Raw genomic sequence first — 16,494 nt, forward strand, 5'->3', positions numbered from 1 at the left:
GTGCAGATGGTGGATGAGGAAACGGGGCACGAGCGGCAGGCTCGGGCCTATGAAGCGGTGCACGAGGCGGCGGACTTCACCGAACTGAAACGCCGGTACAAGAATTTCGTCGTGCCGTGGACGGTCGCGTTCATGGTCTGGTATCTGGCTTATGTGGCCTGTAACAACTGGGCCCGGGACTTCATGAGCCACAAGGTGATCGGGCACGTCAACGTGGCGCTGATCTTCGGCCTGTTGCAGTTCGTCTCGACCTTCTTGATCGCCGCGGTCTACGGCCGGTTCGCGAACCGCAAACTCGACCCGCTGGCGAGTGGGCTCAATGCCAAGTACAAGAGGGAGCGCCGCCGGTGAACGCATTACTACTCCCCCTGGCGGATTCGAAGCCGGGAAACCAGGCGCTGACCATCTCGCTGTTCACCGCGGTCGTCGCCGTGACGCTCTACATCACCTGGTGGGCGTCACGTCAGAACAAGACCACTGCGGACTACTACGCCGGCGGCCGCTCGTTCAGCGGTGCGCAGAACGGCCTGGCCGTCGCCGGCGACTACATGTCGGCGGCCTCGTTCCTGGGCATCTCCGGCCAGATCGCGCTCTACGGGTACGACGGCTTCCTCTACTCGATCGGCTTCCTCGTGGCGTGGCTGGTGGCCCTGCTGCTGGTCGCCGAACTGCTGCGCAACTCCGGCCGGTTCACGATGGCCGACCAACTCGCCTTCCGGATGAAGCAGCGGCCGGTCCGGACCGCCGCGTCCACCTCGACGATCGTCGTGTCGATCTTCTATCTGCTGGCCCAGATGGTCGGTGCGGGTTCGCTGGTCGGTCTGCTGCTCGGCGTGAAGAGCGAAGGCCTGAAGGCGGGCGTGATCATCCTGGTCGGCGCGCTGATGATCGTCTACGTGACGATCGGCGGCATGAAGGGCACCACCTGGGTGCAGATCGTGAAGGCCGTGCTGCTGATGACCGGCACCGTGCTGATCACGTTCCTGGTGCTGCTGAAGTTCGACTTCAACCCGTCGAAGCTGCTCGGTGCCGCCGCGGTCCACTCGGGTAAGGGCGAGGCGTTCCTGCAACCGGGCCTGCTGTACGGCAAGGACCTCACCGGCCAGATCGACTTCCTGTCGCTCGGCCTGGCATTGGTGCTCGGTACGGCGGGTCTGCCGCACATCCTGATCCGCTTCTACACCGTGCCGGACTCCCGGTCCGCCCGGCGTTCCGTCCAGTGGGCGATCGGCCTGATCGGCGCGTTCTACCTGATGACGCTGGCGCTCGGATTCGGCGCGGCGGCCTTGCTGGACACCGGCAAGGGCAGCGCGGTGGCCGCTTCCAAGGGCAACACCGCCTCGGTGCTGCTGGCCGAGGTCGTCGGTGGCGGATCGGGCTCGGTCGGCGGCGCGATCCTGCTCGCACTGATCGCGGCCGTTGCCTTCGCCACCATTCTCGCGGTGGTCGCCGGGCTGACGCTGACCTCGGCGTCGTCGTTCGCCCACGACCTCTACGTGAATGTGATTGCCAAGGGCAAGGTCACCGAGAGGGACGAGATCCGGGTCGCCCGGTTCGCGGCGATCGGGATCGGCGCGGTCGCGATCGGGCTGGCCATCCCGGCGCAGAAGCTGAACATTGCGTTCCTGGTCGCACTGGCCTTCGCGGTGGCGGCATCGGCGAACCTGCCGGCGTTGCTGTTCAACCTGTTCTGGAAGAGGTTCAACACCTCCGGCGCGGTCTGGAGCATCTACGGCGGGCTGATCTCCGCCGTGGTGCTGGTGATCTTCTCGCCGGTCGTGTCGGGCAAGCCGACGTCGATGATCACCGGCGCGGACTTCTCCTGGTTCCCGCTGTCGAACCCGGGCATCGTCTCGATCCCGCTCGGCTTCATCCTGGGCGTGGTCGGCACCTTCGTCGGCCGCGACACCTCCAGCGAGCTCCGCTACAACGAACTCTCCGTCCGCGCCCTCACCGGCGCCGGCGCCGAAGGCGCCGCCAAACACTGACCACCACCGCACCACCGCACCACCGCACCCCGCTGACGTCCGAAGAACCCGAGGTCCTGCCCCTCGGTTCTTCGGACGTTGCAGTTCGTCAGGTCGGGGGTGGGCCGATGCGGAAGGCGGTGGCGAAGCGGTCGAGGTCTTCGGCCGTACCACTCGTCTTCAGGAGACCTGTCTTCAACGCCTGTGCGCCCTCGATCGCGCCGGTGAGCAGCGGACCGATCGGGCCGAATGCCTCCACCACCGTCGCGCCTTCGAGCGGACCGTTCTCCACCGTCAGCTCGTCGTGGTCGACGATCGCGTGGATGACGATGTCGCCGAAGCGCAGTTCGTACTTCGCCTTCTGCTTGCCCGGCTGGAACGTACTGCGCAGCGCCATCACCAAGATGTCCGCGGTGACGATCTCGTCCGGCCGCAACTCTCCCAGCGAGCGGGCTCCCCAGGCGCCCAGAGCGAGCACGACCGGCTCGAGATCCGCGCCGTACGGCGTGAGTTCGTAGACGATCGCGCCGGACGGGCGGGCCTGGACGCGGCGTTCGACCAGGCCGGCCTGCTCGAACTCCTTGAGCCGGGTGGCCAGGACGTTCGTCGGGATCTTCGGCAGGCCCGCGCGCAGGTCGGTGTAGCGCTTGGGGCCGACCAGCAGGTCGCGGACGATCAGCAGCGCCCAGCGCTCCCCGACGAGTTCGAGCGCGCGGGCGACCCCGCAGTACTGGCCGTAGGTCTTCGTCGTCATGAAAGTAAGCATACTCCACTTGACAGATCATGCTTGCTTTTATGAAGCTTAGTGCATGGCAAAGATGACTGAGCAAGAACGCGAAGAGTTCCTGGCCGGCACCCACGTGGGCGTCCTGAGCGTGGCGGGTGAGCCCGGGCGGCCGCCGACGAGCGTGCCGACGTTCTACGCCTACGAGCGCGGCGGCGAGATCACGATGTTCACCGGGACTCAGCGGCGGGCGCCGAAGCGGATCGGGCTGATCAAGGAGGCCGGCGTCGTTTCTCTCGTGGTGCAGCGCGAGGAGATGCCACCGGCGTACGTGACGGTCGAGGCCGAGCTGCTCTCGGTTGGCAAGCCCACGCCGGAGCAGATGCTCACGATCGCCCGGCGGTACATGCCGGAGGAGCACGCGCAGGGGTACGTGCAGACCGAGCTCGGCGACCCGGAGAACATCGTCACCTTCTTCACTTTCCGCCCGACGCGCTGGTTCAGCTCAGACACCTCGCGCTGACCCTGGCGACCGACTAGCGTCGCCGCCCGTGAATCGATTACTGACGGCCACCCTCCTGCTGTCCATGACCGTCACCGGATGCTCGACGGGCGGCGAGACCCAACCGCCGCCCAGGCCGAAGACCACGGTCGGTCAGCCCTTCGAAGTGCTGGCCGGCGGCGGGCGGGACGCACTGGCCCAGCGGGCGCTCGACACGGACCTGACCGGCATGGTGGACGATCTCGAGGTGGCCCCGGACGGTACGGCGTACCTGCTGGTCAGCGCGGACGGGAAAGCGAGGATCGAGCGGATCCGCCCGGACGGCACCCACGCCACGATCGCCCTCCAGGACGCGGCAGACACCGGTCGCCAGCTCGCGGTAGGGCCGGACGGGTCCGTGTACGTCGATCTCTTCCGTGGTGACGAGAAGAAGGACGCGATCTGGCGGATCCGGCCGGACGACAGCCGGCAGCCGGTGATCGGCTACAACGCCGGCGCAGCACTTCGCGGCAACCGGTCGATCGGCGTCTTCGGCGGCCTGACCGTCGATCCTCAGGGCCGGCTTGTCTTCGCCGTCGAGGTGAGCACCAAGGGAGGAGCCGGGGTGCTGATCCGCCGGCTCGAGGCGGACGGCTCGGTACGGACGATCGCGGGCCGGCCCACCAAGTTCCGCGACCTCGACGCGGCCCGGGACGCGACTCGCGCCGCCATCCATCCCCCGGCGAGCGGTAAGGCGCTGGACTGGGGTACGACGGCGGCGATGCATCTGCGAGAACTCGGCGCCCAGCCGGACGGCACGATCGTCGCGGCCACCAGCGATATCGCTTCCGTCGGAACCACCAGGACGATCCTCACCGTGACGCCCACGGGATCGATGCGGGAGATCACGGGAAGCGCCCTCGACGGCCTCGCGGTGGCACCTGCGCCCTTCACTCCCGAAGGCGGCGTTCAGCAGCTGGGGAGACTTCAGGCCGGAGTCTCGGCCGCCGACGGCCTGCTCACCGTCACCACGGTCACCGAGTCGGGAGCACCACCCTCCGGCGGCCGCTACGACTGGGCCGGCGAGCACACCGAGGGGCAGCGCGCGGTGCTCGACGCCGCGCGCGGACTTGCTGTCCGGGTGATCCAGCCGGACGGCTCTGTGATGACCGGTGCGTTCGGCGCCCGGTCCGCACTGCATGGCGGCTATCTCTATGTCGTCGTGCGGGACCTGACCGCCGGCCACATGCTGCTCGGCCGGGTCAAGATCCCCGCCTGACGAACAGCTGGGTGACGAACCGTTGACGCTCGCGTAGCGCTGCCGTAACAATGAGCCAGCGCTGCGCAAGAAGTTGACAAACTCTAAGAAACTTTCAGAGCAACGATGCAATTTCTTGGCAGCTGGAATCTCCTCACTACCCCGCCCACCAGGAGAGGCCCGGATTGCCATGAGAACCAAACCCCAGAAGTGGCGGCTGCTGGCCGCGTTGCTCGCCGGCAGCCTGACGCTGTCGGCCGGCCCGATGATCTCCGCGGCGGGGCTCTCGCCCGGAGCCACCGCCTCGGCCGCTGTGCTGGCCGGGCCCAACCTCGCCGCGGGCAAGGCTGCCTCGGCCAGCAGCAGCACCCAGAACTACACCGCCGGCAACGTCACCGACGGCAATCAGGGCAGCTATTGGGAGAGCGCCAACAACGCCTTCCCGCAGTGGGTTCAGGTCGACCTCGGTTCCGCGGTGAGCACCAACCAGGTCGTGCTGAAGCTGCCGACCTCGGGCTGGGGCTCGCGCAACCAGACGCTGGCCGTCCAGGGCAGCACCGACGGACAGAACTTCAACGACCTGTCCGCGTCCGCGTCGCGGGCGTTCAACACCCCCAACAACACCGCGACGATCGACTACGGCGCCTCCACCGCGCGGTACATCCGGATCCTGATCACCGCCAACACCGGCTGGCCCGCCGGCCAGTTGTCCGAACTCGAGGTCTACGGTCCGGCGACCGGTGACACCCAGGCTCCCACCGCCCCGGGCAACCTGGCCTTCACCGAACCCGCCGCCGGTCAGATCAAACTCACCTGGACCGCCTCGACGGACAACGTCGGGGTCACCGGGTACGACGTGTATGCCAACGGCGGCCTTCGGACCACCGTGGCCGGCAACGTGCTGACCTACACCGACACCCAGCCGACCAGTACGGCGGTCAGCTACTTCGTCCGGGCAAAGGATGCCATCGGCAACCAATCGCCGAACAGCAGCACCGTGACCCGCCCCGGCAGCGGCGGTCCCGGCACGAACCTCGCGGTAGGCAAGCCGATCACAGCATCCGGCTCGGTCTTCACCTTCGTCGCCACCAACGCCAACGACGACAACGTGCAGACGTACTGGGAGGGCAATGCCAACCCGGCCACGCTGACCACCCAGCTCGGCGCCAACGCGGATCTCAGCTCGATCGTGATCCGGCTGAATCCCGACTCCGCGTGGGGCAACCGCACCCAGACGTTCTCGATCCTCGGCCGGGAGCAGAGCGCGACCGCGTTCACCACGATCGTGGGCTCCGCGTCGTACAACTTCAGCCCGTCGACCGGTAACACCGTGACCATCCCGGTCAGCGCGCGAGTGGCCGACGTACGGCTGAACTTCACCGCCAACACCGGCGCCCCGGCCGGTCAGGTCGCCGAGCTCCAAGTGATGGGCGTCCCCGCTCCGAACCCGGATCTGACCGTCTCCGGCGTCTCCTGGACGCCAACCGCCCCGGTCGAGACCGACAGCATCACGCTGCGCGCGACGGTGAACAACTCCGGCAACGCCGCCGCACCGGCCTCCGACGTGAACTTCTATCTCGGCACCACCAAGGTCGGCACGGCTGCCGTTCCGACGCTGGCTGCCGGAGCTTCGACGACCGTCACCGCCTCGATCGGATCCCGCGACGCGGGCAGCTACCCGGTCAGCGCGAAGGTCGACGAAGCGAACAGCGTCATCGAGCAGAACGACTCCAACAACACGGCCAACAGCGCGTCGCCACTCGTGGTCACCCAGGTCGCGAGCTCGGACCTGATCGCGTCCTCGGTCAGCTGGAGCCCGGGCAACCCGGCCGCCGGTAACACCGTGACGTTCTCGGTCGCCATCAAGAACCAGGGCAGCATCGCCTCCGCGTCCGGGGCACACGGGATCACGCTCACGGTGCTGAGCGGCAGCACCGTAGTAAAGACTCTGACCGGCTCGTACTCCGGTGCGATTGCGGCCGGCGCCACCACTCCGGCCGTCTCACTCGGCACCTGGACGGCGGCCAACGGCCGGTACTCCGTCCGCGTCGTGCTGGCGGACGACGCGAACGAGTTGCCGGTGAAGCGCACCAACAACACCAGCGAGAAGCCCTTGTTCGTCGGGCGTGGCGCGAACATGCCGTACGACCACCTCGAAGCCGAGGATGCCTCCGTCGGCGGCGGCGCGACCGTGATCGGCCCGAACCGGACCATCGGCGACCTGGCCGGTGAAGCGTCCGGCCGCAAGGCGGTCACGCTGAACTCGAACGGTTCGTTCGTCGAGTTCACCACCCGGGCGAGCACGAACACGCTCGTCACCCGGTTCTCCATCCCGGACTCCGCCGGCGGTGGCGGGATCGACTCCACCATCAACGTCTACGTCAACGGCGCCTTCCACAAGGCGCTGCCGCTCACCTCGAAGTACAGCTGGCTGTACGGCGCCGAGTCGGGCCCGGGCAACTCGCCGGGCGCGGGCGGACCGCGGCACATCTACGACGAGGCGAGCATCATGCTCGACTCCTCGTTCCCCGCCGGTACGAAGATCAAGCTGCAGAAGGACCCGGCGAACACGACCAACTACGCGATCGACTTCGTCGACACCGAGCAGGTCGCCCCGATCGCCAACCCGGGCGCCGGATACGCCGTACCGGCCGGGTTCTCCCAGCAGGACGTGCAGAACGCGCTCGACAAGGTCCGTCAGGACAGCACGCTGACCGGTGTCTACCTGCCGGCCGGCGACTACCAGACGTCGGGCAAGTTCAACGTCTACGGCAAGCCGATCAAGGTGGTCGGGGCCGGACCTTGGTACACCAAGTTCCACGCGCCGACGACGCAGGAGAACAGCGACGTCGGGTTCGACTCCCAGTCGAGCGCCAACGGGTCGACGTTCAGCGGGTTCGCGTACTTCGGCAACTACACCTCGCGGATCGACGGGCCGGGCAAGGTGTTCAACTTCGCCGGTACGTCGAACATGACGATCGACAACATCTGGGTCGAACACATGATCTGCATGTACTGGGGTGCGAACACCGACAACTCGACGATCAAGAACTCGCGGATCCGGGACACCTTTGCCGACGGCATCAACATGACGAACGGGTCGGCCGGCAACACCGTCAGCAACAACGACGCCCGGTCCACCGGTGACGATTCGTTCGCCCTCTTCAACGCGGTCGACAACGGCGGCGGCGAGGTCCGCGACAACGTCTTCGAGAACCTCTCGGCGACCTTGACGTGGCGGGCGGCCGGCTTCGCGGTCTACGGCGGCACCAACAACATCTTCCGCAACCTGTACGTCGCGGACATGCTGGTGTACTCCGGGATCACGATCAGCTCGCTCGACTTCGGCATCCCGATGAACGGCTTCGGCGCCACCCCGCCGACGGTCTTCCAGAACGTCTCGGTGGTCCGGGCGGGCGGGCACTTCTGGGGCAACCAGACGTTCCCGGGGATCTGGATCTTCTCGGCCTCGAAGATCTTCCAGGGCATCCGGGTGTCCGATGTGGACATCGTCGACCCGACGTACTCCGGGATCATGTTCCAGACCAACTACGTCGGCGGCCAACCGCAGTTCCCGGTCGCCGACACGGTCTTCACCAACATCACCATCTCCGGCGCCCGCAAGAGCGGCGACGCCTTCGACGCCAAGTCCGGCTTCGGTATCTGGGCCAACGAACTCCCCGAACCCAACCAGGGCCCCGCCGTAGGCACCGCCACCTTCAACAACCTCACCCTCACCAACAACGCGGTCGACATCCGCAACACCACAACAACCTTCACCATCACCCGCAACTGACCCCGCGCTGAACAGACGGCGGCCGCCGGAGGTCCAACCCCTCCCGCGACCGCCGTTCCCATCTGCCCCGCCCTGGCCCCCAAATCCCCAACAAAACAAGACATCCCCCATGCAACGGTTTCCTTTTGCATGCCGCGCTCCTGGGGGACCATCCAATGCCGATCCACGTCTTCGTCGACGAAACCAAGTCCAAAGGCCTCCTGATGGCCGCCGCCCGCTGCCCCGCCGACGACGTCGCCGTCAACCGCAAGGCCCTCCGCTCCCTCCTCCTACCAGGCCAGGAACGCCTGCATTTCAACAACGAAAACCCGACCCGCAGGAAGAAGATCCTCGACACCATCGCCGGTTTCCGAATGCTGGTGGACATCTACCAAGCAGATCGTGCAACGGCGGCCAACCGAAGTCGGTGTCTCCAGGCGATAGTGCGAGACAACGCCGAGGTCGCTGAGCGACTGGTGATCGAACGAGACGAGCCGAACGTGGACAGCGATGGCCGCGCTCTCCGCGCAGCGAGCAGCCAGTTCGACTGCCGGAATCTGCGGTGGGATCTACTGGCTCCCAAAGCGGATCCGTTGCTCTGGGTCCCGGATGGGGTCGCCTGGGCTTGGATGCGAGGCGGCGACTGGCGGCGCAGGGTGGCGGCGTACTGCGAAGAACGGGCGCTATAAAGCGCGAGACCCGGCACGCCCACCGTCCGGTAGGCTTCCGGGTCCACTTCCGGGGGACTCTTGTCCCCAGGCATCAACAACTCTACCTGCTGACGTCTCGGATGTCTGCTGGACTACCAGGGGCAGATTGATCTGCCCCTGGATGGCCCGGTAGGTGGGTTAGGTGGCGGGGTGGGGTGGGGGTGGTTAGGAGGGGGCGGGCTGCCGGGGTCAGGGAGTGGTGGGCTGTGCCGGCGGTGCGGTGGGTGGTGATGAGGCCGGCGTTGCGGAGTACTCGGGCGTGTTCGCTGGCTGATGCCAGGGAGATGCCGGTGCGGCGGGCCAGTTGGGTGGTGCTGGCCGAGGCGCTGAGGGCACGGAGTACGGCGGCTCTGGTGCGGCCGAGTAGGTCAGCGAGGGCGTCGGTGGTGTCGTCGGTTTCGTCGGCGAGCGGGAGTTCGGCGCAGGGGTAGACGAGGACGGGGCGGCGATGAGGCAGGTCGAGGACCAGGCACTCGGCGGTGAACGGCGACGGGTAGAGCTGGAGACCGCGGCCGTTGAGGTGCGCGTCGTAGCGCCGCCCCTCGTCCAGTCCGTACGTCGTCAGCGTCGGCGCGTCCCAGGTGACGTCGGGATGCAGGTTGCCGAGCAATTCGTCGATACCGCCGTGCAACAGCGACCGCGAGCGGATCGCCAGGTCGGCGCCGTGACGTCGCTCGAGTTCTGCTGCTCCGGGCGCGAGTACGTGCTGATGAAAATCCCGTACGGCGTTGCCGAGCGCGCGCCGTGATCCTGCCCGACCGGCCAGCAGCCCCTGCATGAACTGATCGGTTTCGGCCGGCACCCAAGGCCCGAGCTCGTCCTGTACCAACTCCGTCGGCGCCTCCATCAAGACCTCGATCGCCGCATCCAACCCCGGCGACGAGACCTCAGGCGTCAGGAAGTCCGGAAACTGTCCGCCCGGCGCGATCAGCTTGAACAGCGGGCGCATCGACGGCCGGACCAGCGGTACCGCCTGGCGTCGCCAGCGTCGCGCGACCGGCGGGATCGCCCGGTCCCCCAGCGCCCGCGCGGCCAGCGCCGCCTCCCACAGCGGCTCCGGCTCGACCGGAAACGTGATCCGCGCGAGATCGGCAGGCATGAAGTGGATCCGGATGATCACCCACCCGATTCTGCCTGCACCCAGGCCCCACCAACAGACCACCCGTGGCGGCCCGAGAACTGAGGACCTAGGAACTGAGCGCTTCGGGTGTGGCCGAAACCGGTCGAGGGCGCGGGGTGGGAGCGCTGACGCTGGGGCGATGAAGCCTCGACGTATCGCGACCGCCGCCGCCCTCAGTGCCGCCATCGCCGTAGCTGTTCAACCTCCAGCCGCCCAGGCCACCCATCCCCACCGCCCGAGCACGTACGTCGTCTCCACTGTCCCCGGCGACACTCCAGAGGGCATCGCCGTCACCAACGACGGCACGATGTATGTCACCAGCGTCGGCACCGGCGCCGTCTACCGCGGCTCGACCAGACAGCCGAACCTCCGTCCCTGGCTCCCCGCCGGCAGCGACGGCCGTACGTCGGCAACAGGTATCCACGTCGACCGCTGGGGCCGCGTCCTCATCGCCGGCGCCAGTACGTCGAAGCTCTACCTGTACGACGCCCTCGGCCACCTCCTCGCAGTACGAGCGGCCCAGGAGGGCTCGTTCCTCAACGACTTCGCGATCACCGCCGATGCCGTCTACGTCACCGACTCGGCCCACAACCAGATCTGGCGCGCACCCCTCACCGCCCGCGGCCTCGGGGACCTCGAACCCTGGCTGACCCGCGACCAGCTCCAGCCCACGCCGTACTTCCTCAACGGCATCGTCACCGACGGCCGCACCCTGCTCGTCGGCGAGCAGGGCCAGGACGTCACCTATCGCATCGACCTGCGCTCCCGCCAGGTCAGCACGCTCGCCATCACCGGCGCGAACGGGATCCTCTCCGGCGACGGCTACCTCCTCGAAGGCAGCCGCCTGTACGCCGTCTACAACGCCGGCGGCGGCAAGTACGTCACCCGCCTCGCCTGGCTCAACCGCGACTGGACCGCGGCCCGCATCCTCGCCGACTCCCGGCCCGCTGCTGCCAACACCACTCCCACCACGTTGGCCAGAGATGCCGGTCGCCTGCTGTGGGTGAACAGTCAGCTCGACGCGGCACCCGGCACCCCGCCGTACACGGTGTCTGTCGTTCCAGAACTCCAGCTCGCCACCAGACCGGCAGAAGATGTTGCCTGTAGCAATAATTTGTGTTCGGTGGGCTGGTGAACGCTACGAACCGACCCCGATCTTGCCGCGGTGGCGCGCCGGCCGGTCGATCTGGTCGACCAGCGCGATCGCGAAGTCGGCGTAGGAGATGAGGTTGGTCGCATCGGCCGGGAGGACGCGGTATTCGCCGGTGCGAGTGGGGTCCGCGTGGTTGAAGTCGCCGGACGGGGCAATCGACACCCAGTCCAGCGCGGAAACATCGAAGACGTTTGCCGCGGCTGCGTGGGCCAGGTAGAAGGAGCGGTACTCCTGCGGATAGGAAGGGGTGTCCATCAGCAGTACCCCGGCTTCGGTGGGCAGGATCGAGGCGAGACCGACCCAGAGCAGCCGCGGTACGCCGGCCTTGGTCAACCCGTCGACCAGCGACTCGGCGGTCGAGGTGAAGAACGTGGCCGGGTCGGCACTCGCACCGTCGTACACGGCCGCGACGACCGCGACGTGTCCCTTGCTCAGCCGCTCCACGTCGGCGGCCGACGTCACATCACCCGCGACCAGCCCCGGCAGATCGGCGTACCGGCTGGGATCGCGGACGACCGCAGTCACCTCGTGCCCACGGCTCCGTGCTTCCTCGACCACAGCACGCCCTGCCCTGCCGCCTGCTCCGAAGACCAGCAGCTTGCTCATCTGAACCTCCTCGATCGGTTGGTGCTGCGACCGTAGGCGGCGACCTGGTTACCGATCGGATACTCGCTAGGCTGGTCGGATGGAGCCGTTGCGCGCGGACATGTTCGAGGAGATCTGCCCGTCGAGCCTGAACCCGATCCGGTTCGGCGGCGACAAGTGGGCCGGCCTGGTGATCCGCTGCCTCGAAGACGGCCCCCGCCGGTACTCCGAACTTCGCGTCCCCCTGCACCGGGTGACCCCGAAGGTGCTCACCCAGTCCCTCCGCCTGCTCGAACGCGACGGCCTGATCCGCCGCACCGAGTACGCCGTACCGGTGCGTCGTGTCGAATACGAACTGACACCTCTCGGCCGCAGCATGCTCGGTCCCATGCGCATCGCCTGCGAATGGACCGCCGACCACTGGGACGAACTCCTCGACGCCCGCGAGTCAACCGCCGCGGCAGGCAACGAATAGGCCGCGCTCTCCCCCTCAGAGCGCGGCCCGGCTCACCAGCGCGGTTGGGGCAGCAGGTGGGTTCTGGTACGGCGTACGCGGCGTTCGCGGGCGTGGACGCGGCGGCGCGCGGCACGGGAGATCCGGCGCTTCGGCTCCGGCATCGGCTGCTCGGCGACCGGCTCGGTCTGCTGGTACATCGTGGCTCCTCCCATGAACGGCAACGGTCCTGGGATGCACGAACTGGTGGATCGGTTCCCGCTGATCGCGATCGTGGGGAGCGCCAACGACTAGGCTGAAGGCGTGGAAGAGAAGACGCCGAGCGTGTTGCTGACTACGCCCAGTTGGTTGCTCACCCAGACCGCGATGCACGCGCAGCGGATCGTCGCCGAGGCGTTCGCGGCCGAGAACTCGCGCGGCTACCACTTCCGGCTGCTGGCCACCCTGATGGAGTTCGGGCCGTCCAGCCAGGCCGCGCTCGGGCGGCATACCGGGATCGATCGCAGCGACATCGTGGCTACGGTCAACGAACTCGTCGCGGCCGGGTACGTCGAACGGTCCCCCGACCCCGCCGACGGACGCCGCAACATCATCAGCCTGACCACCGCGGGCAAGCGTCGCCACCGACACCTCAGCGAACTCGTCGACACGATCCAGGACAAGATCTTCGCCCCGCTGTCCAGTACGGAACGCGCCACCCTGGCCGGCCTGCTCACCAAGGTCCTCGCTCACCACAGCTGAGTAATTCCAGCAAATCATTGGCGTGGCCAACGAATACCTGTATTGTTGGCGCCACCAACGATTTGAGGAGAACATCATGACGCTGACCTTCGGCCCGCAGCTGATCGGCCAGACCGAGAAGACTCTGCAAGCACTCCTGCGCCAGGCCCTGGCCGGCACCGGCCTCGACGAGCGGCTCTGGGTCGCATTGCGGCTTGCCAACCAGCCCGACGGTTCGCCGCTTCGCGAGCGGGTCGCCGACCTGGCGCAATTCGGCGACGCCGACGACCTCGTCGCGATCTTGGAGCAACGACAGCTCGTGGCGAACGACGCGCCCACCGCCACCGGGCACGCCCTGCTGGAAAGCGTTCTCGCCAAATCGGCGGAGTTGAGCGGCCCGTTGTGGACCGACCTGCCCAACGCCGACGCGGCCGCGCAGGCCCTGACCGAACTCCTCACCCGAGCCCGAGCCGCCCTCGCCCGCACGGCCGACTGAGTCATGTGACGCCGTTCACTAGTGGCCCCGTTCGGCGCAGATCGGGGGCGACTGGGCGACGCACCAGTACCACGGCTGGTCCGGCATTGGTAGAAAGGGGATCGGGCGCGCTTCCGGCGTACCGACAGCTTTCAACGAGGAGTCCGCGACGTGACCAGTTCAGAGTCCCCCCAGTCCGAGGCCTTGTCGAACCTGATGCACGAGGAGCGCCGCTTCGAGCCACCGGCCGAACTGGCCGCGAACGCGAACGTCAAGGCGGACGCGTACGAGGCCGCCGCGAACGACTTCGAGGGCTTCTGGGCCGAGCAGGCCAAGCGGCTGACCTGGGCGGTCGAGCCGACCGAGACGCTCGACTGGAGCAACGCGCCGTTCGCGAAGTGGTACGCCGACGGCAAGCTCAACGCGGCGTACAACTGTGTCGACCGGCACGTGGAGAACGGTCTCGGCGACAAGGTCGCGTACTACTTCGAGGGTGAGCCCGGCGACACCCGCGAGATCACCTACGCGCAACTCAAGGACGAGGTCAGCAAGGCGGCCAACGCGCTGCTGGAGCTGGACGTCAAGGCCGGCGACGTGGTCGCGATCTACATGCCGATGATCCCCGAGACCGTGGTCGCGATGCTCGCCTGCGCGCGGATCGGCGCTCCGCACACCGTCATCTTCGGCGGCTTCTCGGCCGATGCGCTGAAGGGCCGGATCCTCGACTGCGACGCGCGCGTGGTGATCACCTCCGACGGCGGGTACCGCCGCGGCGCCCCGGCCGCGCTGAAGCCGGCCGTGGACGCCGCACTGGAGGACTGCCCCGACGTACGGAACGTCCTCGTCGTGAAGCGCACCGGCCAGGAGACCGCGATGGTGGACGGTCGCGACCTGTGGTGGGAGGACTTCGTCGCGAAGCAGTCGACCGAGCACAAGCCGGAAGCGTTCGACGCCGAGCACCCGCTGTACGTCATGTACACGTCCGGAAGCACGGGCAAGCCGAAGGGCATCCTGCACACGACCGGCGGCTACCTGGTGGGGACGTCGTACACGCAGTGGGCGATCTTCGACCTCAAACCCGAGACCGACGTCTACTGGACCGCGGCCGACATCGGCTGGGTCACCGGGCACAGCTACATCGTGTACGGCGCGCTCGCCAACGCGACGACGTCGGTGCTCTACGAAGGCACCCCGGACACCCCGCACCAGGGCCGCTGGTGGGAGATCATCCAGAAGTACAAGGTCTCCATTCTGTACTGCGCGCCGACGGCGATCCGCACGTTCATGAAGTGGGGCAAGGAAATCCCGGCGAAGTTCGATCTCTCGACGCTGCGCGTGATCGGGTCGGTCGGCGAGCCGATCAACCCAGAGGCCTACATCTGGTACCGGGAGAACATCGGCGGCAACAAGGCACCGGTCGTCGACACCTGGTGGCAGACCGAGACCGGCATGCACATGATCTCCCCGCTGCCGGGCGTCACCGCCGGCAAGCCGGGCGCGGCGATGAAGGCGATCCCCGGTGTGAGCGTCGACGTGGTCGACGACACCGGCAAGTCGGTGCCGGACGGTTCCGGCGGCTACCTGATCATCGACAAGCCGTGGCCGGCCATGCTGCGCACGCTGTGGGGCGACGACGAGCGCTACAAGGACACCTACTGGTCCCGCTTCCCAGGCGTGTACTTCGCGGGTGACGGCGCCAAGAAGGACGAGGACGGCGACATCTGGCTGCTCGGCCGCGTCGACGACGTGATGAACGTGTCCGGGCACCGGCTGTCCACCACCGAGATCGAGTCGGCGCTCGTCTCGCACCCGAAGGTGGCCGAGGCGGCCGTCGTCGGCGCGTCCGATCCGACCACGGGTCAGGCGATCGCGGCCTTCGTGATCCTGCGTTCCGAAGCCGGTGACGGCGGTCCGGACGTCGTCCAGGAACTCCGCAACCACGTCGCCAAGGAGATCGGCCCGATCGCCAAGCCGCGCCAGATCATGGTCGTCGCCGAACTCCCCAAGACCCGCTCCGGCAAGATCATGCGCCGCCTCCTCCGCGACGTCGCCGAGAACCGCGAGGTAGGCGACGTCACCACCCTCGCCGACTCCACCGTCATGGACCTCATCAAGACCAACCTCGAGTCCGGCAAAACCGACGAAGACTGACACACCCCGAGCCGACAACCTCGGCCGGAACCGCACTACGTAAACCAGCCTGCACGCCGGCCGCTCGGCGTGCAGGCTGGTTGTGGGTCAGTAGCGGACTATGCCTTGCGAGCTCGTCTTGTTGCCGTCCCAGTCGCCTACTACTGGGAGGTCGCCGGTGTCGCCGTAGCGGATCGATTCGGTGGTTTCGGTGGGGTCGATGCCGCTCATGCGGAAGTAGAAGGTGGCGTTGGCGGGGTTGAAAAGGCCTGGTTCGTCGCGGCCGTCGCCGTTCCAGTCGCCGATGAGCGGTTTCCAGTAGGGATCGCCGTAGTGGATCGAGCGGGTGGTGCCGTCCGGCAGGCGGAGGTCGAACGTGGCGGCCGACGCGCGGTAGACGCCGACGTCCGTGATGCCGTCGCCGTTCCAGTCGCCGGTGAGCGGGAGCTGGTACGGCGTACCGAAGGTGACGCTCGTCGTGCTGCCGTCGGCCGCGCGCTTGGTGAAGGTGCCGGTCGACGGTGTGTAGGCGCCGACCTCGTCGGTGCCGTCGCCGTTCCAATCACCGGTGATCGGGCGGTCGCCGACGTTGCCGAAGGCAATTGTTGTCTCGCCGACGCCGCCGGTGAACGAGTTCGTCAGGAAGAACTTGCGCTCGTCGGGGCTGTACGCCGCCGGGCTGTCACCGCCGGCGCCGTCCCAGTTGCCGGCCAGTGGGACCATCGGAGTGTTGCCGTAGGCAAAGGCCGGGATGGTCGCGGTTCCCGAGGTCCTGCTGTTGGACAAATACCAGGTGAATGTGCAGATCGCGGTCGGCGCCGCAGCCTTCGCGGGCTTCGCAGCAAAGTTCGAGAAGACAGTGGGCGCGGCGATCACGGCGGCAGCGACCGCGGCCGCGACACCGGCGGTGATCACTTGGCTGAAGAGCTGGGTACGCATCTC

The 16,494-nt window shown here is 67.5% G+C and carries 16 protein-coding genes; 11 read left to right on the forward strand and 5 right to left on the reverse strand.

Annotation, left to right across the window (positions count from 1 at the left end; translation table 11 throughout):
• The first annotated feature begins 6 nt into the window (after positions 1-6).
• Together DIZ26_RS14710 and DIZ26_RS14715 are read left to right on the forward strand one after the other, a co-directional pair.
• Positions 7-351, forward strand: coding sequence for a DUF485 domain-containing protein (locus DIZ26_RS14710; RefSeq protein WP_112241510.1), 345 nt, complete (start codon positions 7-9; stop codon positions 349-351).
• Positions 348-1,988, forward strand: a complete 1,641-nt coding sequence (locus DIZ26_RS14715; RefSeq protein ID WP_112241512.1) for a solute symporter family protein — start codon at positions 348-350, stop codon at positions 1,986-1,988. The genes DIZ26_RS14710 and DIZ26_RS14715 overlap by 4 nt, the downstream gene beginning before the upstream one ends.
• Before the next feature lie 88 nt (positions 1,989-2,076).
• On the opposite strand, the gene DIZ26_RS14720 is transcribed toward DIZ26_RS14715, so the two are convergent.
• On the reverse strand, positions 2,077-2,721 hold the full coding sequence (locus tag DIZ26_RS14720; RefSeq protein WP_112241514.1) for a winged helix-turn-helix transcriptional regulator: 645 nt from the start codon (positions 2,719-2,721) through the stop codon (positions 2,077-2,079).
• 55 nt (positions 2,722-2,776) lie between these two features.
• Between DIZ26_RS14720 and DIZ26_RS14725 the strand changes: the two genes are divergently transcribed.
• The 4 genes from DIZ26_RS14725 (at position 2,777) to DIZ26_RS14740 (ending at position 8,894) form a co-directional block, all read left to right on the forward strand.
• Complete coding sequence (locus DIZ26_RS14725) at positions 2,777-3,214, forward strand: pyridoxamine 5-phosphate oxidase (protein ID WP_112241516.1); 438 nt, start codon at positions 2,777-2,779, stop codon at positions 3,212-3,214.
• A gap of 28 nt (positions 3,215-3,242) precedes the next feature.
• Complete coding sequence (locus tag DIZ26_RS14730; RefSeq protein ID WP_157979716.1) at positions 3,243-4,451, forward strand: NHL repeat-containing protein; 1,209 nt, start codon at positions 3,243-3,245, stop codon at positions 4,449-4,451.
• 169 nt (positions 4,452-4,620) lie between these two features.
• Positions 4,621-8,226, forward strand: coding sequence for a discoidin domain-containing protein (locus DIZ26_RS14735; protein WP_112241520.1), 3,606 nt, complete (start codon positions 4,621-4,623; stop codon positions 8,224-8,226).
• A 155-nt stretch (positions 8,227-8,381) separates the two neighbouring features.
• Positions 8,382-8,894 carry a hypothetical protein gene (locus DIZ26_RS14740; RefSeq protein ID WP_112241522.1) on the forward strand — a complete coding sequence of 171 codons (513 nt, stop codon included), beginning with the start codon at positions 8,382-8,384 and terminating at the stop codon, positions 8,892-8,894.
• A gap of 82 nt (positions 8,895-8,976) precedes the next feature.
• Here the strand turns inward: DIZ26_RS14740 and DIZ26_RS14745 are convergent, their stop codons facing one another.
• Positions 8,977-10,035, reverse strand: coding sequence for an ArsR/SmtB family transcription factor (locus tag DIZ26_RS14745; RefSeq protein ID WP_232828351.1), 1,059 nt, complete (start codon positions 10,033-10,035; stop codon positions 8,977-8,979).
• A 139-nt stretch (positions 10,036-10,174) separates the two neighbouring features.
• On the opposite strand from DIZ26_RS14745, the gene DIZ26_RS14750 reads away from it, so the two are divergent.
• Positions 10,175-11,170: an SMP-30/gluconolactonase/LRE family protein gene (locus DIZ26_RS14750; RefSeq protein WP_232828352.1), complete on the forward strand. Its 996-nt coding sequence runs from the start codon at positions 10,175-10,177 to the stop codon at positions 11,168-11,170.
• Positions 11,171-11,173: 3 nt separating this feature from the next.
• Here DIZ26_RS14750 and DIZ26_RS14755 read toward each other — a convergent pair whose 3' ends face one another.
• Entirely contained in the window at positions 11,174-11,794 is a 621-nt protein-coding gene (locus tag DIZ26_RS14755; protein WP_112241524.1) for an NAD(P)-dependent oxidoreductase, read from the reverse strand.
• Positions 11,795-11,873: 79 nt separating this feature from the next.
• Between DIZ26_RS14755 and DIZ26_RS14760 the strand changes: the two genes are divergently transcribed.
• A complete protein-coding gene (locus tag DIZ26_RS14760) occupies positions 11,874-12,248 on the forward strand; it encodes a winged helix-turn-helix transcriptional regulator (protein WP_112241526.1) in 375 nt (124 codons plus the stop codon).
• Between the two features lie 32 nt (positions 12,249-12,280).
• Here the strand turns inward: DIZ26_RS14760 and DIZ26_RS37460 are convergent, their stop codons facing one another.
• Positions 12,281-12,427, reverse strand: a complete 147-nt coding sequence (locus tag DIZ26_RS37460) for a hypothetical protein (RefSeq protein WP_157979717.1) — start codon at positions 12,425-12,427, stop codon at positions 12,281-12,283.
• Positions 12,428-12,530: 103 nt separating this feature from the next.
• Here DIZ26_RS37460 and DIZ26_RS14765 point away from each other — a divergent pair, with 103 nt between their 5' ends.
• The 3 genes from DIZ26_RS14765 to acs all read left to right on the forward strand — a co-directional run bounded on the left by DIZ26_RS14765 (position 12,531) and on the right by acs (position 15,573).
• Positions 12,531-12,968 (forward strand): MarR family winged helix-turn-helix transcriptional regulator, encoded by a 438-nt coding sequence (locus DIZ26_RS14765; RefSeq protein ID WP_232828353.1) that lies wholly within the window; start codon positions 12,531-12,533, stop codon positions 12,966-12,968.
• A gap of 76 nt (positions 12,969-13,044) precedes the next feature.
• Complete coding sequence (locus DIZ26_RS14770) at positions 13,045-13,443, forward strand: hypothetical protein (protein WP_112241528.1); 399 nt, start codon at positions 13,045-13,047, stop codon at positions 13,441-13,443.
• A gap of 195 nt (positions 13,444-13,638) precedes the next feature.
• On the forward strand, positions 13,639-15,573 hold the full coding sequence (gene acs / locus DIZ26_RS14775; RefSeq protein ID WP_112242128.1) for an acetate--CoA ligase: 1,935 nt from the start codon (positions 13,639-13,641) through the stop codon (positions 15,571-15,573).
• Positions 15,574-15,660: 87 nt separating this feature from the next.
• On the opposite strand, the gene DIZ26_RS14780 is transcribed toward acs, so the two are convergent.
• On the reverse strand, positions 15,661-16,491 hold the full coding sequence (locus DIZ26_RS14780; RefSeq protein WP_112241534.1) for a hypothetical protein: 831 nt from the start codon (positions 16,489-16,491) through the stop codon (positions 15,661-15,663).
• Positions 16,492-16,494: the final 3 nt, after the last annotated feature.

Source organism: Kribbella monticola, from assembly GCF_003261635.1.
Lineage (GTDB): Bacteria > Actinomycetota > Actinomycetes > Propionibacteriales > Kribbellaceae > Kribbella > Kribbella monticola.

Excerpts from the sequence above, each read along its gene's own strand:
- DIZ26_RS14710 (WP_112241510.1), top strand. The coding sequence starts at position 7 with ATGGTGGATGAGGAAACGGGGCACGAGCGGCAGGCTCGGGCCTATGAA.
- DIZ26_RS14720 (WP_112241514.1), bottom strand. The coding sequence starts at position 2,721 with ATGACGACGAAGACCTACGGCCAGTACTGCGGGGTCGCCCGCGCGCTC.
- DIZ26_RS14725 (WP_112241516.1), top strand. The coding sequence starts at position 2,777 with ATGGCAAAGATGACTGAGCAAGAACGCGAAGAGTTCCTGGCCGGCACC.
- DIZ26_RS14735 (WP_112241520.1), top strand. The coding sequence starts at position 4,621 with ATGAGAACCAAACCCCAGAAGTGGCGGCTGCTGGCCGCGTTGCTCGCC.
- DIZ26_RS14740 (WP_112241522.1), top strand. The coding sequence starts at position 8,382 with ATGCCGATCCACGTCTTCGTCGACGAAACCAAGTCCAAAGGCCTCCTG.
- DIZ26_RS14750 (WP_232828352.1), top strand. The coding sequence starts at position 10,175 with ATGAAGCCTCGACGTATCGCGACCGCCGCCGCCCTCAGTGCCGCCATC.
- DIZ26_RS14755 (WP_112241524.1), bottom strand. The coding sequence starts at position 11,794 with ATGAGCAAGCTGCTGGTCTTCGGAGCAGGCGGCAGGGCAGGGCGTGCT.
- DIZ26_RS14760 (WP_112241526.1), top strand. The coding sequence starts at position 11,874 with ATGGAGCCGTTGCGCGCGGACATGTTCGAGGAGATCTGCCCGTCGAGC.
- DIZ26_RS37460 (WP_157979717.1), bottom strand. The coding sequence starts at position 12,427 with ATGTACCAGCAGACCGAGCCGGTCGCCGAGCAGCCGATGCCGGAGCCG.
- DIZ26_RS14770 (WP_112241528.1), top strand. The coding sequence starts at position 13,045 with ATGACGCTGACCTTCGGCCCGCAGCTGATCGGCCAGACCGAGAAGACT.
- acs (WP_112242128.1), top strand. The coding sequence starts at position 13,639 with ATGCACGAGGAGCGCCGCTTCGAGCCACCGGCCGAACTGGCCGCGAAC.
- DIZ26_RS14780 (WP_112241534.1), bottom strand. The coding sequence starts at position 16,491 with ATGCGTACCCAGCTCTTCAGCCAAGTGATCACCGCCGGTGTCGCGGCC.